Here is a 24,746-nt window from a genome sequence, read left to right on the forward strand (position 1 = left end):
GTCAACGTTGTCCGTTCCCACGAGCGAAGCGCCCGGGAGGCTGGCCCACGCGCTTGCTGAACGCCGCGGTGAAGGTGCTCGCCGAGCTGTAGCCAACACGCTCGGCCACCTCCGTGATGGTGAGCTCCTGGCCGCGAAGCAGTCCCCTCGCGACGGCCATCCGCCAGTCCAGCAGGTACTCCATGGGGGGCAGGCCCACGGTGCGCGAGAAGCGCTCGAAGAACACCGAGCGCGAGAGCGCCGCGCTCTTCGCGAGCTGCGCCACGGTCCACGGACGCGTGAGGTGGCGGTGCATCTGCCGGATCGCGGGTGCGAGCCGCGCATCCGCCAGTCCGCGGAGGAGCCCCGGAGGTGTGTCGCCACTCGGCGTGGACCGCAGCGCCTCGATGAGCAGCAACTCCACGAGCCGCGTCAGCACGAGCTCGCGCCCCGAGCGCTGTTCGCTCGTTTCGTCCCTGACGAGCTGGACCAGCGTGGAGAGCCGCTCCACGCCGCGCACGTGCACCAGGACCGGGAGCAACGACACCATCAGGGCCGCGTCCGGCGAGTCGAAGACGAAGTAACCCCCGAGCAGGCGCACGTCCGGGCGGCCGCCACGCCGGCCGTGACGCACCTCCCCCGCGGGGGCCGGGGCCACCTTGGGGTCGACACGTTCGGGCGTCACCGTCTCGAAGCCAGAAATGGTGAAGCCCGGTGTCGCCGGCAGCAGCACGAAGTCGCCTCCCTCGAGCGTGACGGCGGGCTGGCCGTCGACGGCCAGCCGGCAGCGCCCTTCGAGCACGGCACAGAAGCTGGGCTGACCGAAGTCCGAGTAACGAACACCCCATGCGCCAGCCCCGCTGATGCCCTTCGAGAAGATGGCCCTGGGCTGAAGCAGCGCGATGACTTCCGAAAGGGGGTCGGTCATGGCTGGACGATAGCAAAAGAAATACGGACTCCCCGTAGTGGAGCGTCCTGAACGCCGCCGGTACCTTCAGAACATCGACGCCGCGCGAATCGCGGCAAAGGAGACGGCATGAAGACGGTGTTCATCACGGGGTGCTCTTCCGGTTATGGACTTGAGACGGCACGCCACTTTCACGCGCAGGGCTGGAACGTGGTCGCCACCATGCGAACGCCACGGGAGGGCGTCCTCCCTTCCTCGGACCGGCTGCGCGTGGTGCCGCTCGACGTGACGAAGCCGGAGAGCATCGCCGCCGCGCTGGAGGCGAGCGGGCCCATTGACGTGCTCGTCAACAACGCGGGCATCGGGCTCATGGGCGCCTTCGAGGCCACGCCGATGGCCACGGTGCGCGAGGTGTTCGAGACCAACGTCTTCGGCGTCATGGCGATGACGCAGGCGGTGTTGCCGCGGCTTCGCGCACGCAAGTCGGGAGTCATCGTGAACGTGACCTCCAGCGCGACCCTGGCCCCCATGCCGCTGGTGGCCGTCTACACCGCGAGCAAGGTGGCCATCGAAGGGTTCACGGAGTCGCTCGCCTTCGAGCTCGAGGACTTCAACCTGCGCGTGAAGCTCGTCGAGCCGGGCTATTGCCCGAGCACCCGCTTCACGAGCAACGGCACCCCACGGATGGAGGGGCTGTTCCCCGAAGCGTATGCGCCCTACGCCCAGCGCATCTTCGCCTCGCTCGGACAGCCCTCCGCGGTGACGCGCGAGTCCGACGTGGCCGAGGCCATCTGGCGTGCCGCGAATGACACGTCGAAGACGCTCCGCTTTCCCGCCGGGCCAGACGCGGTGGCGCTGGCCCGGTCGGCGTGACCCTCCGGAAGTCTGTCAGTACGCATACTCCCAGCCGCCACGGCCGCGGGTGCCCTGGCCCATCCGCGCGCTCATCTCGCGCAGCCGGCGCACGCGCTCCGGGATGGGCGGGTGCGTGGAGAACAGCGACATCACCCCGCCGTGGTGCAGCGGGTTGACGATGAACAGGTGCGACGTCGCGGGGGCCCGGTCATACGGCATGGCCTCCGCGCCGCGCTCCATCTTCAAGAGCGCGCTCGCCAGCGCATCCGGGTCACCGCACAGCTCCGCGCCCGTGGCGTCCGCGCCGTATTCACGCGAGCGGCTCACCGCCAGTTGCAGCAGCGTGGCCGCGATGGGCGCCACCAGCAGCAGGCCCAGGTTGGACAGCGCTCCGGCCACGCCACCGTCCCTGTCGTCGTCGCCGCGGCTGAGCATGCTGCCGCCGAACCAGAAGAGCATCTGCGCCGCGTAGCTGATGATGCCCGCGAGCGTCGCCGCCACCGTGCCGATGAGCGTGTCCCGGTTGCGCACGTGGCCAATCTCGTGCGCCAGCACGCCCTCCAATTCGCGCCGGTCCAGGATGTCCATGATGCCCGCCGTCACCGCGACGGCCGCGTGGCTCGGGTTGCGGCCCGTGGCGAACGCGTTCGGCTGCGCGGTGGGGAGGAGGTAGACCTTCGGCTTCGGCATGCCCGCGCGCGCGGCCAGCCGCTCCACCATCTCGTGCAGCCACGGAGCCTGCTCGTAGGACAGCGGCTGCGCGCCGTGGATGGCCAGCGCGATGCGGTCGCTGAACCAGTACGAGCCGAAGTTCATCACCACCGCGAAGAGGCCCGCCATCATCAGCCCCTGCGCGCCGCCCAGCCGCTGGCCGATGACGAGCACCAGGCCCGTCAAGCCCGCCAGCAGCACGGTCGTCTTCAATGCGTTGCCCAGCCGGTGCCACCCGCCGCCCTTGAGCGCCGGTGCGGCCGGTCCTCGGGTTGTCATGTGGGGGTCACGCCGCGCCATGTTCCTCGTTCCGTGCCTTTCGCCCCGCCATGGGGGCCACACGAAACGTAAGCAGGAGCAAGGGGGCGTCAACGTAACGGGTCCAGGCTACCCCGGAGGCCCATGGCCCCGGCTGCCGCCCGTCCCAAAGGTAGTGCCGGCCTTAAAGATAGAAACGATCCGCCACGCCCGCCGTACGCTGGAGGATGGCGCTCCACCCGAGCCAGACGTCAATGCCACTGTCGCCCGCCTTCGACTCGCTCCCCAGGGCACCGAGCGAGCCCGTGCAGCCCGCCACCATGCCCAGCCCGGATTCGCGCACGTGCTCCAGCAGCGCACGCACGGTGGGCATGCCGCGCGCCTCGAAGCGGTCCGCCACGTCCTCGCGGCCGGCGAAGTCCGGTTCGTCCAGCCTGTCCAACAGGAAGCGCTCCAGGGCCCACCAGAACAGGTACACCTCCACACGTCGTCCGGCAGCCGTCGCCGCCGCCGCGATGGAGAGCCCCTGGTGCACCCGGTCGTATTCGCCACTGTGCAGGAAGACGACGACCCTGTTGTCCGGCGTGCTCACGCGGTCGCTCATACCGTCCAGAAGCCACCGCGTCCATTCACGCCCGGGGGGCGACCGGTGGGGCCCTTTGGCTTGCACCTCGGCCCTGGCGCTTGGTAGGAACCCAACGACCTTCCAGGCTTACAGGTTTTTTGCAGCGACAGCACGGGTGGCTTTCAGCGACATGGGCGACGAGACGACAGCCAGGCGGAAGGATGCCCACCTCGACCTGTGCGCGACCGGCGATGTGGAACCCGCACGGAACTCCACGCTGCTGGAGAACGTGCACCTCATCCACTGCGCCATGCCGGAGATGGCGGTGGAGGACGTGGACCTGTCCACGCCGTTCCTGGGCAAGCGACTCCAGGCGCCGCTGCTCGTCACCGGGATGACGGGTGGCACGGACCGCGCGGGCGCGGTGAACCGGGACCTGGCGCTGCTCGCGGAGCGGCACGGCCTGGCCTTCGGCGTGGGCAGCCAGCGCGCCATGGCGGAACACCCCTCGCGCACGGCGTCGTACGCGGTGCGCGACGTGGCGCCCACGGTGGCGCTCTTGGGCAACATCGGGCTGTACCAGGCCATTGGCCTGGGCGTGGATGGCGTGCGGCGGTTGATGGACGCCATTGGCGCGGACGGCATGGCGCTGCACCTCAACGCGGGCCAGGAGCTGACGCAGCCGGAAGGCGACCGCGACTTCCGCGGCGGCTACCGCGTGGTGGAGGAGCTGGCGCGTGCCATGGGCGACCGGTTGCTGGTGAAGGAGACCGGGTGCGGCATCGGTCCGGACGTGGCGCGGCGCCTGGTGGAGCTGGGCGTGCGCAACGTGGATGTCTCCGGGCTGGGTGGCACGTCGTGGGTGCGCGTGGAGCAGCTTCGCGCGGTGGGCTCGCAGGCCCAGGTGGGCGAGGAGTTCAGCGGATGGGGCATCCCCACCGCGGCGGCCATCGCCAGCGTGCGCAAGGCGGTGGGGCAGGAGGTCCGGCTCGTGGCCAGCGGCGGCGTGCGCGGCGGGCTGGAGTCCGCGAAGGTGCTCGCGCTGGGCGCGGACCTGGCGGGCATGGCGCTGCCGCTGTTCCGGGCCCAGCAGCAGGGCGGGCTGCCGGCGGCGGAGGAGGCGCTGAAGGTCATCCTCACGGGCCTGCGCCAGGCGCTGGTGCTGACGGGCAGCCGCACCGTCGCTCAGCTGCGGCAGCGGCCTCGCGTGGTGACCGGCGCGTTGAAGGATTGGTTGGCGGCGTTGTGATGCAGGGTGGATCCCAGGTTGGGAAGGAAGAACATGTCTGACACCGTGACGTCCCGGCTCGCCGGTTTCCACAAGCTGCCCCTGGAGGAACGCCTGGCGCGCATTGGCCAGATGTTCCGGCTGACCGAGGCGGAGCTGGACCAGCTGCGCGGCGAGAACGGCCTGGACCTGTCGATCGCCAACCAGATGATCGAAAACGCGGTGGGCACCTTCTCCCTGCCGCTGGGCCTGGGCCTGAACCTCAACGTCAACGGGCGCGACTACCTGGTGCCCATGGCGGTGGAGGAGCCCTCCGTCGTGGCGGCGGTGTCGTTCGCGTCGAAGATCGTCCGCGAGTCGGGCGGCTTCATCGCGGAGGCCGACGAGTCGATGATGATCGGCCAGGTGCAGGTCTCCAACTACGGAGACCCCGGCCGCGCGTCCGAGAAGATCCTGGATGCGAAGGATGAAATCCTCGCCCTGGCCAACAGCTTCCACCCGGCCATGGTGGCCCGCGGCGGTGGCGCGAAGGACGTGGAGGTGCGCCTCCTGCCCGCGCCGGAGGGGCCGCGCGGCGAGCCGCTGCTCATCGTCCACCTGCTCATCGACGCGCAGGAGGCGATGGGGGCGAACCTCATCAACACCATGGCGGAGGGCGTGGCGCCGCTGATTGAGCAGCTGACGGGCGGCCGGGTGTACCTGCGCATCCTGTCGAACCTGGCGGACAAGCGGCTCGCGCGCGCCACGTGCCGCATCCCGCTGCCGCTGCTGGCGGACTTCGGCCTGCCGGGCGAGGTCATCGCCGAGGGCATCGCGCAGGCGAGCCGCTTCGCGGAAGCCGACCCGTACCGCGCCGCCACGCACAACAAGGGCGTGATGAACGGCATCGACGCGGTGGCCATCGCCACGGGGCAGGACTGGCGCTCCATCGAGGCCGGCGCCCACGCGTTCGCGTGCCGCAAGGGGCAGTACCGCCCGCTGTCCACCTGGTACCTGGAGGAAGGGCACCTGGTGGGCCGCATCGAGCTGCCGCTGGCGCTGGGGCTGGTGGGCGGCCCCATCAAGATCCACCCGGGCGCGCAGGTGGCGCTCAAGCTGATGCGCGCGACCAGCGTGCGTGAGCTGTCCATGGTGTTCGCGGCGGTGGGCCTGGCGCAGAACTTCGCGGCGCTCCGCGCCCTGGGCTCCGTGGGCATCCAGAAGGGCCACATGGCCATGCACGCGCGCAGCGTCGCCGTCACGGCGGGCGCGCGCGGCGGGGACGTGGAGAAGGTGGCCAACCTGCTGGTGAAGGCCGGGCACGTGAAGGTGGAGAAGGCGCGGGAGATCCTCGCGAGCCTGCCGCCGGAGACGCCCGCCGTCGCCACCCTCACCAACGGCTGACGTCCGCCCCCGGGCGCTCTCCTCGTGGGAGCGCTTGACGGGGCAGGGCGGGGCGCGGAATGAAGGCGCCCGCCCCCTTCGCGTGCCTGGTGCCATGACTTCCGCAATGAATCCCCTGGTCGCCTTCGGTGCTGGCAAGGTCATCCTGCTGGGCGAGCACAGCGTGGTGTACGGCTACCCCGCCATCGCCGGCCCGCTGACCATCGGCGTGGTGGCGCGCGGTGGGCCTTCGCGCTCGTGCGTGCTGGACGTGCCGGTGACGGCGGACGCGGCGCAGAAGCGGATGATGCGCAAGGCCTTCGCGCGGGCGGCGAAGCTCGTGGGCGAGCCGAAGGTGAAGGTTACCCTGGAGCCGCAGCTGCCCCTGTCCGCGGGGCTGGGCAGCTCCGCGGCGCTGGCGGTGGCCACGTCGCGCGTGCTGCTGCAGGCGGCGGGGCAGGAGCCCACGGCGAAGGCGACGGCGCGGCTGGCGTGGGAGATGGAGCAGGAGTTCCACGGCACTCCGTCCGGCGTGGACCACACCACGAGCGCGGAGGAGAAGCTCATCCTCTACCGGCGGGTGCAGGCGCCCGCGGGCGTCACGGGCCGCGCGCGCGAATTGAAGAGTCCGCGGCCGGTGTCTGTGGTGGTGGCGCTGGCGGGCGCGCGCAGTCCCACGAAGCTGACGGTGGGGGCGCTGCGCGAGCGGCAGGCGCGGTGGCCGGAGCGCTACAAGCGGCTCTTCGGTCAGGTGGGGAGGCTCGTCACCGAGGCGGCGAAGACGGTGGAGGCGGGCGACCTGGAGGGGCTGGGGGACGCGATGAACGTCAACCAGGGCCTCCTGAACGCGCTGGGGTTGTCGTCACCAGCGCTGGAGGACATGGTGTTCCGGCTGCGCTCGCTGGGCGCGCTGGGGGCCAAATTCACCGGGGCGGGAGGTGACGGTGGCGCGGTCATCGGCCTCTTCCCCGAACCGGAGCCCGTGGTCGCGCAACTGACGCGTGACGGCGTGCGCTGCTTCGCGAGTCAGCTCGCGGGGCCGCGGGTCCAGGGAGACATTCCATGAAGGCAACGGTCCGGGCGCATCCCAACATCGCGCTCGTGAAGTACTGGGGAAAGCGCGACGAGGCGCTCATCCTTCCGCACCAGTCCAGCCTGTCGCTGACGCTGGCCCCCATCCACGTGACGACGACGGTGGAGTTCGGCGCGCCGTCGGACACGGTGGAGCTGCACGGCCACGTGGCCAAGGGCAGTGAGCGCGACCGCGTGCTGCGCCTGTTGGACGCGGTGCGCGTGCAGGCGGGGCGCGACCTGGGACCCGCGAAGGTGGTGTCGCGCGGGGACTTCCCGATGGCGGCGGGCCTGGCGAGCAGCGCGGCGGGCTTCGCGGCGCTGGCGGTGGCGGGGCGCGCGGCGGCGGGGCTGCCCCAGGACACGCGGGCGTCCAGCATCCTGGCGCGGCGGGGCAGCGGCTCCGCGTGCCGCAGCGTGCAGGGCGGCTTCTGCGAGTGGATGCGCGGCGAGCGTGAGGACGGCGAGGACAGCTACGCCGTGCAGCGCTTCGACGCGGGGCACTGGGCGGACCTGCGCATGGTGGTGGCCATCCTCGACCGCGGCGAGAAAGAGGTGAAGTCGCGGGACGGGATGAAGAACACGGTGGAGACGAGCCCCTACTATCCGGCGTGGGTGAAGGACGCGGAGGCGGAAGTCCCCCGCGCCCGGGAGCTCATCGCGAAGAAGGACCTGGAGGCGCTGGGCGAGCTGTGCGAGCGCAACGCGTGGCGCATGCACTGCACGACGCTCTCGGCGGATCCGCCGCTCTCCTACCTGAGCCCGGCGACGCTGGGGCTCATCCAGCACCTGCGCGAGCAGCGCAAGAAGGGCGTGCCGGTGTGGTTCACGCTCGACGCGGGGCCGAACCCGGTGCTGCTGACGACCGCGGCCCACGAGGTCGCGGCGGAGGCCCTGGCCCGCGCCTGCGGCGCAGTGGACGTGGTGCGCTGCGTGCCCGGCGGTGACGCGACGCTGCTCACCGAGCACCTGTTCTGATGGACCGAGCGCTCTCCGCCCCGGGCAAGCTGTTCATCTCCGGTGAGTACGCCGTGCTGTGGGGCGGCGTGTCGCGCCTCGCGGCCGTGGCGCCACGCACGGCCGCCTATGTGCGCAGGCGTCAGGACTCGCGCGTGCACATCTGCCTGGAGGAGGGGACGCTCCAGGGGCTCACCACGCCCCGCGGTGTGAAGTGGGACCGCGAAGTGCCCGCGGGTTTCTCCTTCGTCGCCCGCACGTTGGATGAAGCCCTGCGCGCGCACGGCCGCGCGAGCGTGGGCTTCGACGTGGCGGTGGCTCCGGGTGCGCTCGGCCCGGGTGGCCACAAGCTGGGCATTGGAGGCAGCGCGTCCGCGACGGTGCTCGCCGCGGAGGCCGCGCGCTTCGTGCTGGAGGAGAAGTTCGACGTCCTGAAGCTCGCCCTCACCGCGCACACGCTGGGACAGGGCGGCAAGGGCAGCGGCGGCGACGTGGCCACGAGCTTCGCCGGCGGTGCCGTGCGCTACCGGCGCTACGACATCACCGCGCTCGCGGACGCCGCCAACACTGGCCGCTTCAACGCCGCGCTCGCCGAGTCCCCACCCGTGGACCTCTGGCGCATGCCCGTGCCGCGCGTGTCCATGCTCTACGCCTTCACCGGTGAGAGCGCGTCCACGAAGCTCCTCATCGGCCAGGTGGAAGCCCGCCTCGCGGACGCAGGCCGCAAGGCCTTCGTGGAGCGCTCGGATGCGTTGGGCCATGCGATTGAGAACGGTCTGGGTGGCGGCGACTTCCGTGCCTTCGCCGAAGCCGTGAAGGCCCAGCACGCGCTGCTCCTGGAGCTGGGCCCGCTGGAGACAGAAGGCATGCGCCGCGTGCTGGCCATCGCCGCGTCGTACCACTGCGCGGGCAAGCTCTCCGGCGCGGGCGGCGGTGACGGCTGCATCCTCTTCGCCCCGGACGCACAGGCGCGCGAAGCGCTGCGCGAGGGCCTGGAGTCGCGCGGCTTCCTCACGCTGACGCTGGACGTGGAGCAGGGCGTGCGCGGCGAAGCGCAGACGGATGCGCGGCTTCGTGGCTGGGTGGACGCGCTCACGTGAAATCAGCGCGGCGCGCGCCCGGGCCCGCCGTTAGAACATGTGACCGAACGTGATGTAGAAGCGCTGACGGCCCGTCTCGGTGGAGCGCGCGTAGTCCATGCGCACCACGGCCGCGCGGCGCGAGAAGCGCAGGCCGCCGCCGATGCCCGGGTGCCACTCATGCCACTTGCCGTCCGTCACACCCGGATGCCACACGCGGCCCAGGTCCAGGAACACCACCGCGCCCAGCGTCAGCGGCTGCCCGAAGAAGCCCATCCGCGCCGCCTGGAAGCGCAGCTCCGAGTTGCTGAACGCCTTCACGTTGCCGGCGAAGCGGTTGCGCTCGATGCCGCGCACGCTGCTCATGCCGCCAATGCCCTCGGACACGTTGACGCCGCCCGTGGTCATCCACTCGAAGAACGGCACCTCCCCGAAGAGCATGTCCAACGTGAGCCGCTGCGCGAAGACGAGCCGCGGGGTGATGCGGATGTAGCGGCGCTCGCTCAGCGTCACGCCCGCGTACTGGTAGCGGCTGAAGGTGGCCAGGCCCGACACCCGCAGCGCTATCTCCTCCACACCGCCGGACGTGGGGTCGGACTCGTCGTCGCGCGTGTCCCAGAGCGCGCCCGCGAGCAGCTGCCCGCTGGGCCCGCCCTCGATGCCGATGGGCTTCTCCTGCGCCAGGATGGACGTCGCGTAGGGTGACACGCTCGTGTAGCGCCAGCCGTAGCCCACGTACGACTGGAACGGGTGCTTCTCACCGAAGGGCCGCCCGCGCAGACGCACCCAGAGGCCCGGCGAGCCCTTGTCGTAGTTGTACTTCTGGTCATCCACGTCACCCCGGAAGTCCGGGGCGGACAGGTTGCCCGCGCCGAAGAAGGGGCTGCTCTTCTCCTGGCGGTACTCCAGCCGTCCCTCCAAACGCAGGGGCCCCAGCAACTGCGGGCCGTCGTAACGGAGGTAATGATTCATGGCGCCGCGCGCGGTGAAGAACACCTGCGCGGACAGGGCATGCGCGTAGGGCGTCTTCGTGCCGTCGCCATAGAGGTACATGCCGCCGACAGCGCCGTAGCCGAAGCCCTGATCCGAGCTGAAGGACACGAGCGGCAGCGCGATGCCGTCCATCGTCGGCGTCCGCTTCACCGGCACGAGCCCGGGCGCGGAGCGGCCTGCCGCCACGGCGCTCAGCGACAGCAGCATGAAGAAGAGGAAGACGACTGGAGCCAGCATCGAAACCCCGTGAAGCCCCGAGGGGGCGCATCGATTCCAGCCCGGGACAGCCAGCTCATCCGCCCGCCTGCTCTCCAAGAGAGCAACACGGCCCCGGAAGCTCCTGTCCCCCTGAATGCCCATTTTGCCTTGGGGGATGGGGGAGCCGTCAACGTGCGCGAAAGTCTCAACGAGCTCGTCAGCGAGAATTCACGAAACTGGGCGAATACCCTCGTCCGGAGGATTGGATCGAAAGTTCCGCCCGTGGCGGCGCGTCGGCCTCGGAACGCTCTGCTCGTCCACCTGGACGGTGTGCCCAAGGCGCTGCTCGACGAGGCCATTGTCACAGGGCGCATGCCCTTTGTTTCACAGTTGGTCCGCTCTGGCGCGTATCACCTGGAGAACGCATTCTGGGGCGCGCCCACGTCCACGCCGTTCTTCCAGGCGGGGCTGCTCTACGGGCTGCAACACCCGAACCTGCCGGGCTACAGCTGGTACGACCGGGCGCTCGGCCGCAAGGTGCAGATGAACACCCCGGGCGACGCGATGGCCATCGACGCGCGCCTGCGAGGCCACGGCCGCACGAGCTTGTTGGACCACGGCGGCCACACGTACTTCTCGCTCTTCCACGCGGGCGCCATGAACCGCATGTGCATGAGCACGCTGTCGAGCTTCAAGCTCATGGCGCGCTCGTTCGCGTACGAGCTTCAGGGCCTGGGGTCGGCGCGCACGAAGGGCGCGTGGGACTTCCTGCGTTCCTTCGGCATGGAGTCCTGGCAGGCCGCGCGCGAGGTGCGCCAGTGGGCGCGCTCGCTCAATGACTGGCGCCACGAGCAGGGTTTCCTCGTCAGCCGCATCCTCCTCCAGCGGTTGGGCTGGAGCTTCGCGTACACCAAGTCCCTGGTGGACATGGTGCGCGGCGTGCCGCTCATCTACCTGGTCTACGGCAACTACGATGAAGTGGCCCACCGCCGCGGCCCGCGCTCGGAGCTGGCGATGCAGGAGCTGCACCGCGCGGACGCGTCGCTGGCGGGGCTGTTCGCCGTGGCCCGCGCCGCGCCGGAGCCCTACGACGTCATCTTCCTGTCGGATCACGGCCACGTGGACAGCCTGCCCCTGGAGCAGCGCCAGGGCCGGCGCCTGGAGGCCGTCCTCTTCGAGGGCGAGGTGCCTCCGCTGCGCGCCGACGTACACCGCGGCCTGCTGGACGGGCGCCAGCCTCCCGCCCCGGACACCGCCGCGCGCGAGCCCTTCATCCCGGTGGTGGTGGAGGCCGGCAACTTCGCCCACGTCTACCTGAGCGGCCGTCCCGCGCCGCTGGAGGCGCGCGAGCTGCTGGCGCGGCATCCGGAGGTGCTGGCCCGGGCCACGAACAACCCGGACATCGGCATGGTGGCGATGCGCCGGGGCGCGGAGGCGGTGGTGGTGATGGGCGGGGGCGTCTACGGCCCGGAGGACCTGGACCGCGCGCCGCTCACCACCGAGTACAGCAAGCGCGCCGTGGCGGACTTCCTCCACGGACTGCCGCGCATGGACACCGCGGGGGACCTGGTCCTCTTCGGTGAAGCCGTGCAGAAGGGCGGCACGGTGGGCTTCGCGTGGGAGTTCGGCTCGCACGGCGGCTTGACGCGCGTGGAGTCCGACAGCCTGGTGATGTGGCCAGCGAACGGCCCGGTGGACCTGTCTGGCCTCAGCCACTGCGCGCGGTTGCACGAGCGCCTGGCGGAGGCCTACCTGGACACCGGCTCACCGCGGATTCTCCATTGAAACCGAGGAAGGGGAGGACCATGCGGCTTCCCAACGCCGGTGGACGCACGTGGCTCAAGGTGCTGGGCGGAGTGGTGGGGCTCGTCCTGTCCCTGCTCCTGCTCTCCACCGCGTTCTTCAAGTGGAACCTGAGCGGATCCGGGGACCTGCTGACGCCGCGCTTCCCCCTGGACAAGTTCGTCCGTGACCTGCCGGGGCACCTGGTGTGGCTGGTGCCGTTCATGCTGCTGCAGGCGTCGCTGGTGCCGCTCCGGGCGGTGCAGTGGCAGGCCACGCTGCGCAAGCCCATCCCGTTCAAGGACCGCTTCCAGCTGGTGGGCATTGGCGCCTTCGTGCACAACGCGCTGCCGGGGAAGCTGGGCGAGGTGACGCGCTCCTTCCTCCTGTCGCGCACGCACAACATTCCCTTCATCCGGAGCCTGGGCTCCGTGGGCGTGTGCAAGCTGATGGAGTTCGCCTGCTTGATGCTGCTGGTGGCCCTGTCCTTCCTGGGCCCCTTCGGCGAGACCATGGCCCACTTCCGGACGGAGCTGCACGTGGCGCTGTCGCTGTGCATCGGCCTGGTGGCGCTGGTGGTGCTGCTGGCCCACTGGGCGGCGCCCCTGGGCCGCTGGCTGCACCAGCGTCACACCATGCCCCGCGTGGACAGCTTCCTGAATCACGTGGGCGAGGGCTTGGGCACCGCGCGCTCCTTCAAGGGCATGGCGAAGGTGTTCTTCTTCTCCATCTTCCCGGTGTTCGCCTCCGCGCTGGCGTACGGCCTGGCGCTGCACGGCGTCCACATCCCCGGTGGGCTCTTCGCGGGCGCCGTCGTACTGGGCGCCATCTCCCTGGGGCAGTCGCTGCCGGGCGTCCCGGCGGGCATGGGCATCTACTACTTCGTCACCAGTTGGGCGGCGCGCGCGCTGGGCTCCCACCCGGAGGACGCGGCGGCCTTCGCCACGCTCACCCACCTGGGCACCGTCATCAGCCAGGTGGCCGTGGGCGCCTGGTGCGTGCACCGCTCCAAGCTGCGGATCCGCGACCTGCGCAAGGGCGGCCGGCTGGCCAACGCCGCCGCGCACCACGTGGCGCATGAGTCCGTGGAACCCGCGCCGCCCTGAGCCGCCCGTGCGAAGAGGGCAGGGCCGGAAAACAAAAAGGGCCCCGACTTGTGGTCGGGGCCCTTCGATTACTTCATGCCCAGGAGAGGACTCGAACCTCCATGCCCTTGCAGGCGCTAGACCCTGAATCTAGTGTGTCTACCAATTCCACCACCTGGGCAGGTGGCTCGCGGTGCCTTGCGGCGCCGCGATGGGCGAGACGTATAGAGAACCTCCCCCGCCCGGTCAAGCATCCTTTTTCAGGCTACTTCTTCAGCGGCCAGCGGCCCTCGGACTCGAGCTTGCGGCGGATGGCCGGGTTCTCGTCCATGAAGGCGACCAGCGACTCTTCGGTGATCTCCACCGTGACGTCCTCGCCGCCGACCTCCGTCTGGCAGGACAGGCGGGAGTACGGCCGGACGTCGAAGCCCATGTCCAGGCGGTCCATCTCGTCGTCACGCTGCTCGCTCAGCGAGTCCAGGCCCTTGCGGATCCAGACATGGCAGGTGGAGCACCCGCACACGCCGCCGCAGCTGTGGCCCACCTGGGCCTCGCCCTTCTCCGCGGCGTCCAGCAGGGTGGTGCCTTGGGGCACGTCCACGGCGACCTCGGCCAGGGGGCTCTTGAAGGTGACCTTGGGCACGGCTCAGTACTCCTCCACGGAATGGCCGGACACCACCTGGGTGATGGCGTGGTTCATGACCCGTTCGATGAAGGCCCGGGACGCCTCGTCCAGCGCGTGCAGGGCCTCCTTCACGGCCAGGTAGTCCTTGCCCTGCGCGGCTTCGCGCACGCGAGCCATGGCGGCCTGGATGGCCTCCGGCTCGCCGGCCTGGAGCAGCGTGGCGTTCTCGCGCAGCTGGCGGTCGGCCTCGGAGAGGACGCGCTCGGCCTCCACCTGCTGCTCGCGCAGCTGGCGGGCCTGGATGTCGTCCTCCGCGAAGTCGATGGAGTCGAGGAGCATCTTCTCAATCTCCTCCTCCGTCAGGCCATGGCTGGGCTTCACGGTGATGGCCTGCGCCACGCCGGTGCTCTGCTCCTTCGCGGTGACGGACAGGATGCCGTCCGCGTCCACCTGGAAGCGCACCTCCACGCGGGCCATGCCGGCCGCCATGGTGGGGATGCCGGAGAGCGTGAAGCGCGCGAGGCTGCGGTTGTCCTGCACCAGCTCGCGCTCGCCCTGCACCACGTGCACGTCCAGGCCCGTCTGCCCGTCCTTGAACGTGGTGAACACCTGCGCCGCCGCCGTGGGGATGGTGGAGTTGCGAGGGATCAGCTTCTCCGTGATGCCGCCCATCGTCTCCAGGCCCAGCGACAGGGGGATGACGTCCAGCAGCAGCACCTCGTCCTGACGGTCGCCGTCGGTGAGGAGGCTCGCCTGCACTGCCGCGCCCAGCGCCACGACCTGATCCGGATCGATGTCGCCCAGGGGCTCGCGGCCGAACAGCTCCGCCACGAAGCGGCGCACCGCGGGCACGCGCGTGGAGCCACCCACCAGGATGACGCCGTCCAGCTCGCCCGCCGCCACGCCCGCGTCCTTCAGGGCCCGCCGGCACACCGTGCCCGTCTTCGCCACGAGCGGCTGGATCCACGCCTCGAAGTCCGCGCGGGACAGCGGCTGCGAATGGCCCTCCACGCTGAGCGTGACCTCCGCCGCGTCGGTGAGCGCCTCCTTCGCCTTTCGAGCGGCGACCATCAGCTCCGCCACCTGCGCGGGAGTGGGGGCCTGGACGCCCCGCTTCTGGAGCACGTGCTGCGCGATGGCGCGGTCGAAGTCGTCGCCGCCGAGCGCGGAGTCACCGCCGGTGGACTTCACCTCGAAGACGCCGTCCTCCAGCTTGAGGATGGAGATGTCGAACGTGCCGCCGCCCAAATCGTAGACGGCGAACATCCCCTGGCTGCCCTTGTCCAGGCCGTACGCCAGCGCGGCGGCGGTGGGCTCGTTGAGCAGGCGCAGGACCTCCAGTCCCGCGAGCTTCCCCGCGTCGCGGGTGGCCTGGCGCTGGGCGTCGTCGAAGTAGGCGGGCACGGTGATTACGGCCTGCTCCACCTTGCCGGAGAAGTGCGCCTCCGCGCGGCGCTTCAGGGCGCGCAGGATTTCGCCCGACACTTCAATGGGCGTCACCGGCTGGCCACCGGCCACGTTGAAGCGCACCACGTTGGCGCCGGGGGCGAAGTCGTAGTGGCCCAGCTTGCGCGTCTCCGGGTCGTCCGGGCTTCGGCCCATGAAGCGCTTCACCGACACGATGGTGTCCGTGGGGGCCTCGGCCGCGAGCTTCCGCGCGCGTGCGCCCACCACCACGCCGCCGTCCCTACCGTAGTGCACGACCGATGGGAGCAGCAGCGAGTCACCATCGTCCACCGGAACGCACCGGGGCTTGCCCTGGGACACGGACGCCACCAGCGAGTGCGTGGTGCCCAGGTCGATGCCCACCACGTGGCCCTTCGGCTTGAGCGGGTCGTGGATCTGCAGATAGCCGTTGTTGCTCACGCGAGCACCTCCTCCTCGAACGCGTCCACCTGCTCGAGGAAGCGCGTGAAGTAGCGCACCCGCCCCAGCGCGTGCGATGCCTTTCTCACCCCGTCCGGAGAATCCCCGGCGCCCTCCAGCGTACCGAGCGCCGCCACGGCCTCCTGGAGGGCCGCCGCCTTGCGGCCCGCCACGTCCTTCGCCATGGCCTGGGCCTTCGGCAGGTCCCTGGCCGCGATGGCTTCATCCAAAGCCTCGCGCAGCTCCATGACCTCCTCCAGGAACTCCAGGGGCATGTCCTTCTGGGCGCCCGCGTCCTCGCGGTCCAGGTCCACGCCGTGGAGCTTGAGCAGGTAGAAGGCGCGGCGCACCGGGTCCTTCAGCGTCTTGAAGGCCCCGTTGAGGGCGGTGGTGCCCTCCACGGCGGCCAGGCGCGCCTTCGCGTCACCGGGTCCGACGCGGTCCGGATGCAGCTGGAGCGACAGCTCCCGGTACTGCTTCTCCAGGGCCGGCACGTCCACGGCGTGGGAGCGGGGCAGCCCGAACACGTCGAAGTGGGTCCTCACGGTGCGCACATCCTCATGGGAAAACGAAAAAGGGGCCCGGCACCGGGCCGGACCCCTGCTGCCCGCTCCCTGACCGACGGGGCGGGCGGGAAGGCCACTTCAGGCTCAGACGGAGAAGCTCTCTCCGCAGCCGCAGGCGGCCTTGATGTTGGGGTTGTTCAGCTTGAAGCCGGACGCCATCAGCGTCTGCTCGAACACCAGCTCCGTGCCGATGAGGTACAGGTAGCTCTTCGGGTCCACGAAGACGCGCACGCCGTCGCGCTCGAAGACCTTGTCGCGCTCGCGGGACTTCTCCGACCACTCCATGGAGTACTGGAGGCCGGAGCACCCGCCGCCCTTCACCGCGATGCGCAGACCGGCGTCCGGCGTCTGCCGTTCCGCCAGCAGCTGCTTGAGGCGCGCCACCGCGCTGTCCGCCAGGCCAATGCCCTTGGGGGCCGGCTTGGGGGGCGTCTGAGGGGCCTGGGTCGTCTGGGCCTGCTCGTTCATGGGGTCGTCCTCAATCCTGGAAGAGGTGCCGCGCGGGACTTCAGGCCTGCCGCGACGCGCGCTTCTTCTTGAAGTCTTCGATGGCCGCCTTGATGGCGTCCTCGGCCAGCACGGAGCAGTGGATCTTCACTGGGGGCAGCGCCAGCTCCCGGGCCACGTCCTTGTTGGAGATGGTCATGGCCTGATCCACCGTCTTGCCCTTCACCCACTCGGTGACGAGCGAGCTGGACGCGATGGCGGAGCCGCAGCCGAAGGTCTTGAACCGCGCGTCCTCAATCACGCCCGAGTCGCTGATCTTCAGCTGGAGGCGCATCACGTCGCCGCAGGCGGGGGCGCCCACGAGGCCCGTGCCGACGTTCGGGTCGTTCTTGTCGAGCGTCCCCACGTTGCGGGGGTTCTCGTAGTGCTCGATGACCTTCTCGCTGTAAGCCATGCGTCTCACGCTCCTTCTGCACAACGCTTGAACTGATGCGCTTCGGAGACAACCGATGCGCGGCCGGGCGGGCGGGGGCTTCCGTGCCCGGCGGGAAGTCTTGAGGGGAGGGGAGCGCTTAGTGGGCGGTCCACTCGATGCTCTTGAGGTCGATGCCTTCCTTGGCCATCTCGTACAAGGGGCTCATGTCTCGCAACTTGCGGACTTTGTCCACCACGAGGCGGATGACGAAGTCGACCTCCTCCTCCGTGTTGAAGCGGCCCAGGCCGAAGCGGATGGAGCTGTGCGCCATGTCCTCTTCGACCCCCAGCGCGCGCAGCACGTAGGAGGGCTCCAGCGACGCGGACGTGCACGCGGAGCCGGACGACACCGCGACGTCCTTGATGGACATCATCAGGGCCTCGCCCTCCACGTAGGAGAAGGAGATGTTGAGGCTGCCCGGCATGCGGTGCTCCAGGCTGCCGTTCACCGTCACCATGTCCAGCTGCTCCATGATGCCGGTGCGCAGCCGCTCACGCAGGCGGAACAGGCGCGCCGCTTCCTCCGGCAGGTCCTGCCGCGCCACCTCCGCCGCCGCGCCGAAGCCGACGATGGACGCCACGTTCAGCGTGCCGCTGCGCATGCCGCGCTCGTGACCGCCGCCGTCCACCATGGGCGCGATGCGCACGCGCGGCTTGCGGCGCACGTAGAGGGCGCCCACGCCCTTGGGGCCGTACATCTTGTGCGCGCTGATGGAGGCCAGGTCGACGTTCATCTTCTCCACGTCGAAGGGCACCTTGCCCACGCCCTGCACCGCGTCGCAGTGGAAGAGGACGCCCTTCTCACGGCACAGCTTGCCAATCTCCGCCACCGGCTGGACCACGCCGATCTCGTTGTTGGCGAACATGATGGAGACGAGCACCGTCTTGGGCGTCATCGCCGCGGCCAGCTTCTCCAGGCTCACGCGGCCGTCCTTCTCCACGTCCAGGTAGGTGACGCGCGCGCCGCCCGTGGGCATCTCCGCCCACTTCTTGTACGTGTCGTCCGCGTCCAGGTTGAACTTCGCGGCCAGCTCGGGGACTCCTTCCGGCGTGACGTCGCGCTCGGCCAGCTGGCCCAGGCGCAGGAGCTTGAGCTCGTCCAGGCGCTCCTGGCGCACGCGCTCCAGGCGCTTGCAGGTGTCCAGGACGGCCTTGTGCTCCGTCTTCAGGGTGATGATGTGGTCGCCCTTGGACTTGTAGAACTCGATGACGCCCTTGATGGCCAGGTTGTCGGACTCGGTGGCGCCGGAGGTGAAGACGATCTCCTTCTCCGACGCGCCGATGAGGTCCGCCACCTGCCGGCGCGCCTTCTCCACCGCGGCCTCGGCCTTCCAGCCGAACGCGTGATTGCGGCTGGCCGCGTTGCCGAAGTCCTCGCGGAGGTAGGGCAACATCGCCTCCAGCACCCGCGGGTCGAGCGGGGTGGTCGCGTGGTTGTCCATGTAGATGGGCAGGCTCAGCATGAAGTCCTCAGGAAGAAGTGACGCAGGAGGGTGGAACACCCCTCCGCTCCCCGGCGACGCGGTGGGTCCGCGCGCAGCGGCAGGGTCTACATGGGCCCACACGAATGTGGACCGGACTGGTCAATTATAAAATCGACCCCCCTCGGGTCAAGGGAACATGGGGTCCGAGGCCCCTGTCCGCGACGCATCTGGTCGTGGAGTGCACCGGGCTGGTTCAACGCACCTCCAGAGTGGAGCACTCCAACTGCGCCGGATTGGAGCGGGGTGATCCGAAACAGCGCTTCGCGCGCCCATAAGTGCCCGTTTCGCGGTACCCCGGGGCATGGCCGGGCGCCTGCACTGGAGACAGCGCGGAGGGTGCCACCACATGAGCGCCAACGCGAAGTCGCAGGCCCGGAGCAACGCCCAGGACACGCAGCAGGACGGGACGGGGCGGCCGTCGCTGATCCGCCTGGAGGGGGGCCTGGAGCGCTCCCGCTACGCGGACGGCTGGCGGGCGGGCAAGCCCGCGGAGGATCCGGACAAGGTGAAGAAGTGGGGGCTCATCACCGCGCGGCCCAGCGAGTTCCTCATCCACATGCGCCGGGGGCGCGTGCGCGAGGTGAGCGGCCAGGGCGCGAGCTGCTTCAAGCTGCCGGGGGACTCGGTGGCCATCGTGCCCACCAGCATCCAGCGGTTCCAGTTCACCGCGGATCAGGTGACGAGCGAGAAGGTCGGCGTGGCGGTGACGGGCCTGGCGGTGTACCGCATCGCGGATCCGCTGGTGGCCTTCCGGATGCTCAACTTCAGCTATCCGGAGCGCGCGCAGGAGAAGCTGGCGGAGCTGCTCGGGGAGATGTTCGTGGGCGCGGCGCGCCGGCTGGTGGCGAACCTCACCGTGGAGGAGTGCCTCACCCGGCGCAAGGAGGGCATCGCGGCGGAGCTGATGCGCGAGATTGCCCCGGTGCTCTCCGGGCGGGGCCGGCTGGAGGACCGCACCGATACGGGCTGGGGCGTGCTGCTGGACACGATTGAAATCCAGGACGTGCGCGTCCTGTCCTCCTCTGTCTTCGAACACATGCAGGCCCGCTTCCGGCGGGAGCAGGAGCGGCAGGCGCGCGAGGCGGAGCTGGCCAAGGAGCGCTTCGTGCGGCGCGAGGAGACGGAGGCCGAGCGTGTGCTCAACCTCCAGAAGCTCGCCGCGCGCGAGGAGGTCCGCCAGCGCACCCAGGCCACGGAGGAGCAGGCGCAGATGGAGCAGCTCGCGCAGGAGGCGCGGCTGGCCCAGGCGAAGATGGAGCAGGCGCGCCAGCAGCAGCAGGAGCGGACCTCCGTGGAGCGCGAAGTGGCGCTCGCGAAGCTGACCGCGCAGGAGGAGGTCCGCACACGCACGGAGGCGCTGAAGGAGCAGGCCCGGCTGGAGGCGCTGGCCACGGACGCGCGGCTGGAGGAGGCGCGGCTCACGAGCGAACGGCAGCTCGCGTACAACCGCGCGCAGGGGGAACTGGAGGAGCTGCGCTGGGAGCAGGAGGCGGAGGCCGCCAAGGCGCAGGTGGAGCTGGAGCGGATGCGCCGCCAGCAGGAGGCGGAGGCCGCGCGTCATGAGGTCCAGCTCGCCGAGGCCCGGCAGGAGGCCGAGCAGCTGTCCGCCCGGCTCCAGGTGCTGCTGGCGAAGCAGTCCATCGCGGAGGCGGAGGCCGGCATCGCGGAGCTGGAGCTGCGGCGCACCCGCGCGCAGCAGGGGCTGGAGCTGGAGCGGGCGAAGACGCTGCGCGACATCGAGAACTCGGTGAGCCCGGAGGTCATCCAGTTGACGTTGGCGCGGCAGCTGCCGCAGGTGGCGGCGGCCTTCCAGCAGCAGATGGGCGAGGTGCACGTGACGGCGGTGGATGGAGCGAACCCCTTTGGCTACATCGCCGCCGCCGTGGAGGGCGTGATGGGGCTGGCACGCTCCGCGGGGCTGAAGGTGCCTGCCTCCCCTGCGCAGCAGCCTGCGGGGTAGCCGCGTCCCCGGCCTCCGCATATAGAAGGGAGCCTCCGAAGGTCCGGACGCGCGGAGGCGTAAGGCACGCATGGACACGAAGAAGCTGACGCTGGCGGCGGTGGTGGCGGGAGTGGCGGTGGTGGTGGTGCCGTGGCTGTTGCCCACGGGCCCGAGCGCCGGGCTGGACGCGGCCCGGTTCCTGGAGTCCGGCAACCTCGCGTGGGGCGCGCTGGTGGTGTTCGCCGGTGGCCTGCTCACCGCGATGACACCGTGTGTGTACCCGCTCATCCCCATCACCGTGTCGGTGTTCGGCGCGAGGAAGGCGGAGTCGCGGGGCCGCTCGCTGGCGCTGACGACGTCGTACATCGTGGGCATGGGCGTGGTGTTCAGCGCGCTGGGCGTCCTGGCGGCGAAGACGGGCCAGGCCTTCGGCTCCATGCTGGGCAGTCCCGTGGTGGTGCTGGGGCTGGCGCTGTTCCTGCTGCTGCTGGCCTCGTCGATGTTCGGCGCGTTCGAGCTGGCGCTGCCGTCGTCCATGCAGACGAAGCTGAGCAACGTGGGCGGCGCGGGCATCGTCGGCGCGTTCGTGATGGGCAGCGTGTCCGGGTTCCTGGCGGCGCCGTGCACGGGGCCGGTGCTCACGGGCCTCCTGGCCTTCGTGGCGAAGTCCGCCAACACGACGCTGGGCGCGACGCTGCTGTTCATCTACGCGCTGGGCATCGGCGTGCCGTTCTTCCTCATCGGCGTCTTCACCGTGCGCCTGCCGCGCGGTGGCGTGTGGATGGAGTGGGTGAAGAGCGTGCTGGGCATCATGCTGGTGGCGCTCGCGTTCTCGTACGTGAAGGACGCCTTCCCCTGGGCGCGCGACACCGTGAAGGCGCTGGGCGCCGAGGTGGGCCAGGTGCCCGGCGCGGTGCTGGCCGCGGTGCTGGTGGTGGTGGGCGTGCTGGTGGGCGCGGTGCACCGCTCGTTCAAGGAAGGCGCGCGCGACTTCGGCTTCAAGGCGCTGGGCGTGACGCTGGTGGTGGGTGCGCTGGTGATGCGCGGCGGAGCGCTGGACGCGCGGCCCACGGGTGAGCTGTGGGTGCGCATGGGACTCCAGGAGCACCCGGTGGCGCCGTCCTGGCAGTGGCACCACGTGATGCCGGCGAAGAAGGCAACGTTCGACGCCAGCCAGTTCGAGCAGGTGCTCGCGGCGGCGAAGAAGGAGGGCCGTCCGGTGCTCATCGACTTCTTCGCGGACTGGTGCGCGGCCTGCAAGGAGCTGGACCGGCTGACGTATCCGTCCACGGAGGTCATCTCCCAGGCCGAGGACAGCCGCTTCCTCACCATCAAGATCGACGCGACGAACAGCGAGGACCGCCTGGACGCGCTGATGGAGCAGCTGGGCGTGGAGGGCCTGCCCACGGTGGCCTTCGTGAACCCGGACGGCACCGTGCTGACGAAGCCGCGCGTGACGGGCTTCCTGGAGCCCGTGCCCTTCGCGGCGGAGATGCAGAAGGTCCTCCAGTAGGAGGCCCGTCGCCGCATCAGCGCGTCAGAGGTAGTTCTCCCACCCCAGCCGGCCGCGGCTCGCGAGCACGCGTTCAATCATCAGCTCGTGCAGCGTGAGCAGCGGCTTCGCGAGCTCCTCGCCCTCCAGCCGCGCGAGCGCGCCGGCCATGGCCTCCAGCGTGGACATCCCGTCCGGGTGCGGCGGCTTGCGCAGGCGGCGCGTATCCGGCGCGGGCGGCGGCAGCCTCATGCCCGGCAGTCGCCGCAGGGCGGGGACGCGCTGCACCATGCGCCGCGCCTGCGCCCAGCTCCCGTCGATGACCACGAGCCGCTTCGGCGGAGGGCCCTCCGCCTCCGGTGCGTCCGGGAAGAGCAGCCACGTGTCCGGCGTGTCCAGCACCGACGCGTCGAAGGGGGCCCCTGGCGCGCCATAGGACACGATGTGGCAGCGGGGCAGGGCCAGCGCCGCGATGCGCGCCGTGTTGGTGCTCTTCTGCGACTCCTTGTTGTGCCGGATGATCAGCAGCTCCGTGCGCGTGGGGATGACGGGCACGTCCGCGCACAGGCACAGGGCCGTGGGCAGGTAGCACCGCTCACAACGGCCCGACAGGTCCTCCGGGGTGCTCGACCTCATTTCGCCGCGGTGCGGTAGCGGTCCATCAAGGCCCGCGCTTCACGCAGCTTCTCCTCGACGAAGCGGTCGTCCGCGTCCGGCTCGTATTCGGCGTCCGGCGGATCCAACTGGAAGAGGGCGGACAGGCTCGCGGGGGCGACCTCCAGCCACTCGGACGTGCGGGTGAGCGCGGCCTGCCTCCGCCCGGCGAAGGTCTCCGGCCCGTCCTCCGGGCCGCACCGGCAGATGCGCGCGGAGTCCCCGGACACGTCCACGTAGAGCCCCAGCACCTCCGCGTCCACCTCCGCCGCCAGCGCGCAGGTGGCCTCGCTGACGTAGGCCGCCATGGCCTGCGCCGCGCTGCGCTCCGTCAGCGAACGCACCAGGTAGACCTGCCACCCGGCCTCCGTGAGCGCCCCGGCCTCACTCAGCGGGGCCAGCTCCGCCGGCGGTGCCTGGATGCGCGACAGGAGCCGGCGCACCGGGACCTCCAGCCGCTCGAGCCGGGCGTTCGACGCGGGGCAGAAGAAGACCACGCGGTACTCTCGGCTGTCGGCGGCGGTTTCCATGGGCATACGGCGGTGACCCAAGAGGACCAAAGGACTCCCCAGGCACGCAAGGGGGGAGTTACGCCCGAGGACGCTTCCCCGTGCCCCCAGGGGGCCTCCTCCAGGCCCGGAACACGACGCGGCGGGACACGTCCCCCCGCCTGACGCACCAGGAGATGCCACCGCGACCCGCGCACACCGCGGATCCGCGCGTTCACGAAAACGCTCCAGCCGCCGGAAAGCCCCTGGGGCATGCTGGACGCCCATTTTCCGCCCCCCTTTTTCACGCAGGGTCCGGCACGCGCCACCCCGGAGGCAAGTCACACCCATGGAGAGGCATTGAACCGGGGAGTCCCTGGATGTCTGTCTATTCCATGCAAGGAATTGGCGTCTGCTTGAAGTGTTTCAGCCGTACTGGTCGCCGTGACGCGGAAAGAAGCGCGACAGCGTTTGTCGCATCCGTGAGAAAAAAAGAATCCGGCCCTCGGCGTTCTCTGGAGGGAAGGGAGGCGGTCGCATGGTGCCAGGGAGGGAGGAGCCGCCAGTCCGGGAGGGCTCTGGAGGGGAGTTCGCCGCGTTCGCGATCCGCCATCAGCCGGTGCTGGTCGCCATCGCGCGTAATGTCTGCGGCAAGAGTGCCAGTGATTGCGACGACCTGGTGCAGGACGTGCTCTTGCGCGCGCTCCTGCAATGGGAGCGGCTCAAGCGTTGGCCGGAGCCCGCACGCCGCGCGTGGCTGGTGCGCGTGCTGCACAACCGGTTCCTGGACCAGTGCCGCCGCCAGGGCGCGGAGACGGACCGCCGGGTGGACCTGCACAACGTCCACATGCTCTTCGAGGACCCGGAGGACGCGCCGGAGCCCGAGCAGTGGGAGTGCGTCACGGAGGACGAGCTGCGCCAGGCCGTGGCGCGGCTCAATGAGAAGCTGCGCCAGGCGTTCGAACTGCACGCGCGGGGCCTGCGCCACGCGGAGATCGCCCGGCGGATGAACACCCCCAGCGCGGGAACGGTGGGCACGTGGCTCTTCCACGCCCGCCGCCGCCTCAAGGCCATGCTCCACGACACCGCGGAACGCCGCCGCCAGGAGAGGGAACGATGAGCACCGCGTGTGAGTGTGAGGACCTCCAGCCCTTCCTGGACGGGAGCCTGTCCGCCGAGGACCAGCGCCGCGTCCGGGGCCACCTGGCCACCTGCGACGTCTGCGCCCGCCGCTTCCACGACCTCTTGCAACTGGAGATGCTCGCGAGGCTCGCGCTGGAGGATCCGGCGGAGAGCGAGCGCTGGGTGTCCGCCCGCCAGGCCCGCGAGACGGTGCCCGGGTCCGACTGGGACGACGTGCCGGAGAGCTGGCCCGGGGACGTGCTCGCCGCGCAGGCGCCCCTGCCCCCGGAGCGCGAGGGCCGCGCCTGGCACCAGGGCGCCCGCCGCTTCCGCCGCCGCTGTCCGGGGTGCGCCAACTGCTGCCCCTGGTTCGCGGAGACGGAGGCCGTGGAGGCCGTCAGCGCGCCGCGCCTTCCGTGCCCGCGCACCAGCCGCTCCGGCGCGACGCTGCTGCGCCCCCGCACGCGCCGCTGAAAAGGGCCCTCGCCGCCTGCTCCTCCCTGGGGGGCAGGCGAGGGAGCCAGCGGCGAACGCTGCCAGCGGAATCCACCAAGGA

24 protein-coding genes and 1 tRNA gene are annotated in these 24,746 nt (G+C 70.5%); 12 read left to right on the forward strand and 13 right to left on the reverse strand.

What is annotated here, in order from left to right; genetic code table 11:
• Position 1: 1 nt before the first annotated feature.
• Positions 2–907 carry an AraC family transcriptional regulator gene (locus D7X30_RS17360; RefSeq protein WP_120564044.1) on the reverse strand — a complete coding sequence of 302 codons (906 nt, stop codon included), beginning with the start codon at positions 905–907 and terminating at the stop codon, positions 2–4.
• A gap of 108 nt (positions 908–1,015) precedes the next feature.
• On the opposite strand from D7X30_RS17360, the gene D7X30_RS17365 reads away from it, so the two are divergent.
• A complete protein-coding gene (locus D7X30_RS17365; RefSeq protein WP_120564045.1) occupies positions 1,016–1,759 on the forward strand; it encodes an SDR family oxidoreductase in 744 nt (247 codons plus the stop codon).
• Positions 1,760–1,774: 15 nt separating this feature from the next.
• Here D7X30_RS17365 and D7X30_RS17370 read toward each other — a convergent pair whose 3' ends face one another.
• Complete coding sequence (locus D7X30_RS17370; protein WP_120564046.1) at positions 1,775–2,731, reverse strand: zinc metalloprotease HtpX; 957 nt, start codon at positions 2,729–2,731, stop codon at positions 1,775–1,777.
• Between the two features lie 163 nt (positions 2,732–2,894).
• Complete coding sequence (locus D7X30_RS17375; protein WP_120564047.1) at positions 2,895–3,314, reverse strand: hypothetical protein; 420 nt, start codon at positions 3,312–3,314, stop codon at positions 2,895–2,897.
• Positions 3,315–3,465: 151 nt separating this feature from the next.
• Between D7X30_RS17375 and fni the strand changes: the two genes are divergently transcribed.
• The 5 genes from fni to D7X30_RS17400 all read left to right on the forward strand — a co-directional run bounded on the left by fni (position 3,466) and on the right by D7X30_RS17400 (position 8,993).
• Positions 3,466–4,524: a type 2 isopentenyl-diphosphate Delta-isomerase gene (gene fni, locus D7X30_RS17380; RefSeq protein WP_120564048.1), complete on the forward strand. Its 1,059-nt coding sequence runs from the start codon at positions 3,466–3,468 to the stop codon at positions 4,522–4,524.
• A 33-nt stretch (positions 4,525–4,557) separates the two neighbouring features.
• Positions 4,558–5,886, forward strand: coding sequence for a hydroxymethylglutaryl-CoA reductase, degradative (locus D7X30_RS17385; RefSeq protein ID WP_120564049.1), 1,329 nt, complete (start codon positions 4,558–4,560; stop codon positions 5,884–5,886).
• 106 nt (positions 5,887–5,992) lie between these two features.
• Positions 5,993–6,931, forward strand: a complete 939-nt coding sequence (mvk, locus tag D7X30_RS17390; RefSeq protein ID WP_120564050.1) for a mevalonate kinase — start codon at positions 5,993–5,995, stop codon at positions 6,929–6,931.
• The gene (gene mvaD / locus D7X30_RS17395; RefSeq protein WP_120564051.1) at positions 6,928–7,914 is read left to right on the forward strand and encodes a diphosphomevalonate decarboxylase; all 987 of its coding nucleotides are present in this window, start codon (positions 6,928–6,930) and stop codon (positions 7,912–7,914) included. The genes mvk and mvaD overlap by 4 nt, the downstream gene beginning before the upstream one ends.
• A complete protein-coding gene (locus tag D7X30_RS17400) occupies positions 7,914–8,993 on the forward strand; it encodes a mevalonate kinase (RefSeq protein ID WP_120564052.1) in 1,080 nt (359 codons plus the stop codon). Before mvaD ends, D7X30_RS17400 begins: the two co-directional genes overlap by 1 nt.
• Before the next feature lie 30 nt (positions 8,994–9,023).
• On the opposite strand, the gene D7X30_RS17405 is transcribed toward D7X30_RS17400, so the two are convergent.
• Positions 9,024–10,202 (reverse strand): BamA/TamA family outer membrane protein, encoded by a 1,179-nt coding sequence (locus tag D7X30_RS17405; protein ID WP_120564053.1) that lies wholly within the window; start codon positions 10,200–10,202, stop codon positions 9,024–9,026.
• A 153-nt stretch (positions 10,203–10,355) separates the two neighbouring features.
• On the opposite strand from D7X30_RS17405, the gene D7X30_RS17410 reads away from it, so the two are divergent.
• Both D7X30_RS17410 and D7X30_RS17415 read left to right on the forward strand, forming a co-directional pair.
• Positions 10,356–11,948, forward strand: coding sequence for an alkaline phosphatase family protein (locus D7X30_RS17410; RefSeq protein WP_120564187.1), 1,593 nt, complete (start codon positions 10,356–10,358; stop codon positions 11,946–11,948).
• A 20-nt stretch (positions 11,949–11,968) separates the two neighbouring features.
• Positions 11,969–13,051, forward strand: coding sequence for a lysylphosphatidylglycerol synthase transmembrane domain-containing protein (locus D7X30_RS17415; RefSeq protein ID WP_120564054.1), 1,083 nt, complete (start codon positions 11,969–11,971; stop codon positions 13,049–13,051).
• A 76-nt stretch (positions 13,052–13,127) separates the two neighbouring features.
• Here the strand turns inward: D7X30_RS17415 and D7X30_RS17420 are convergent.
• The 7 genes from D7X30_RS17420 to D7X30_RS17450 form a co-directional block, all read right to left on the reverse strand.
• Positions 13,128–13,211, reverse strand: a tRNA-Leu gene (locus tag D7X30_RS17420).
• Between the two features lie 84 nt (positions 13,212–13,295).
• Positions 13,296–13,673: a 2Fe-2S iron-sulfur cluster-binding protein gene (locus D7X30_RS17425; RefSeq protein WP_120564055.1), complete on the reverse strand. Its 378-nt coding sequence runs from the start codon at positions 13,671–13,673 to the stop codon at positions 13,296–13,298.
• A 3-nt stretch (positions 13,674–13,676) separates the two neighbouring features.
• Positions 13,677–15,521, reverse strand: coding sequence for a Fe-S protein assembly chaperone HscA (gene hscA / locus D7X30_RS17430; RefSeq protein WP_120564056.1), 1,845 nt, complete (start codon positions 15,519–15,521; stop codon positions 13,677–13,679).
• A complete protein-coding gene (gene hscB / locus D7X30_RS17435; RefSeq protein WP_120564188.1) occupies positions 15,518–16,066 on the reverse strand; it encodes a Fe-S protein assembly co-chaperone HscB in 549 nt (182 codons plus the stop codon). The genes hscA and hscB overlap by 4 nt, the downstream gene beginning before the upstream one ends.
• A gap of 105 nt (positions 16,067–16,171) precedes the next feature.
• On the reverse strand, positions 16,172–16,555 hold the full coding sequence (locus D7X30_RS17440) for an iron-sulfur cluster assembly accessory protein (protein ID WP_120564057.1): 384 nt from the start codon (positions 16,553–16,555) through the stop codon (positions 16,172–16,174).
• A gap of 40 nt (positions 16,556–16,595) precedes the next feature.
• Positions 16,596–16,988: a Fe-S cluster assembly scaffold IscU gene (gene iscU / locus D7X30_RS17445; RefSeq protein WP_120553652.1), complete on the reverse strand. Its 393-nt coding sequence runs from the start codon at positions 16,986–16,988 to the stop codon at positions 16,596–16,598.
• A 118-nt stretch (positions 16,989–17,106) separates the two neighbouring features.
• Positions 17,107–18,468, reverse strand: coding sequence for an IscS subfamily cysteine desulfurase (locus D7X30_RS17450; protein WP_233591633.1), 1,362 nt, complete (start codon positions 18,466–18,468; stop codon positions 17,107–17,109).
• Positions 18,469–18,838: 370 nt separating this feature from the next.
• Between D7X30_RS17450 and D7X30_RS17455 the strand changes: the two genes are divergently transcribed.
• Both D7X30_RS17455 and D7X30_RS17460 read left to right on the forward strand, forming a co-directional pair.
• Positions 18,839–20,452: an SPFH domain-containing protein gene (locus D7X30_RS17455; protein ID WP_120564059.1), complete on the forward strand. Its 1,614-nt coding sequence runs from the start codon at positions 18,839–18,841 to the stop codon at positions 20,450–20,452.
• Between the two features lie 70 nt (positions 20,453–20,522).
• Positions 20,523–21,947, forward strand: coding sequence for a protein-disulfide reductase DsbD (locus D7X30_RS17460; RefSeq protein WP_120564060.1), 1,425 nt, complete (start codon positions 20,523–20,525; stop codon positions 21,945–21,947).
• 24 nt (positions 21,948–21,971) lie between these two features.
• Here the strand turns inward: D7X30_RS17460 and D7X30_RS17465 are convergent, their stop codons facing one another.
• Positions 21,972–22,562, reverse strand: coding sequence for a tRNA-uridine aminocarboxypropyltransferase (locus D7X30_RS17465; protein WP_120564061.1), 591 nt, complete (start codon positions 22,560–22,562; stop codon positions 21,972–21,974).
• Complete coding sequence (locus D7X30_RS17470; RefSeq protein ID WP_120564189.1) at positions 22,559–23,110, reverse strand: hypothetical protein; 552 nt, start codon at positions 23,108–23,110, stop codon at positions 22,559–22,561. Before D7X30_RS17470 ends, D7X30_RS17465 begins: the two co-directional genes overlap by 4 nt.
• A 496-nt stretch (positions 23,111–23,606) precedes the next feature.
• Here D7X30_RS17470 and D7X30_RS17475 point away from each other — a divergent pair, with 496 nt between their 5' ends.
• Together D7X30_RS17475 and D7X30_RS17480 are read left to right on the forward strand one after the other, a co-directional pair.
• Positions 23,607–24,188, forward strand: coding sequence for an RNA polymerase sigma factor (locus D7X30_RS17475; protein WP_120564062.1), 582 nt, complete (start codon positions 23,607–23,609; stop codon positions 24,186–24,188).
• Positions 24,185–24,664 (forward strand): anti-sigma factor, encoded by a 480-nt coding sequence (locus D7X30_RS17480; protein ID WP_120564063.1) that lies wholly within the window; start codon positions 24,185–24,187, stop codon positions 24,662–24,664. Before D7X30_RS17475 ends, D7X30_RS17480 begins: the two co-directional genes overlap by 4 nt.
• Positions 24,665–24,746: the final 82 nt, after the last annotated feature.

It is taken from the genome of Corallococcus sp. AB011P (assembly GCF_003611605.1).
Lineage (GTDB): Bacteria > Myxococcota > Myxococcia > Myxococcales > Myxococcaceae > Corallococcus > Corallococcus coralloides.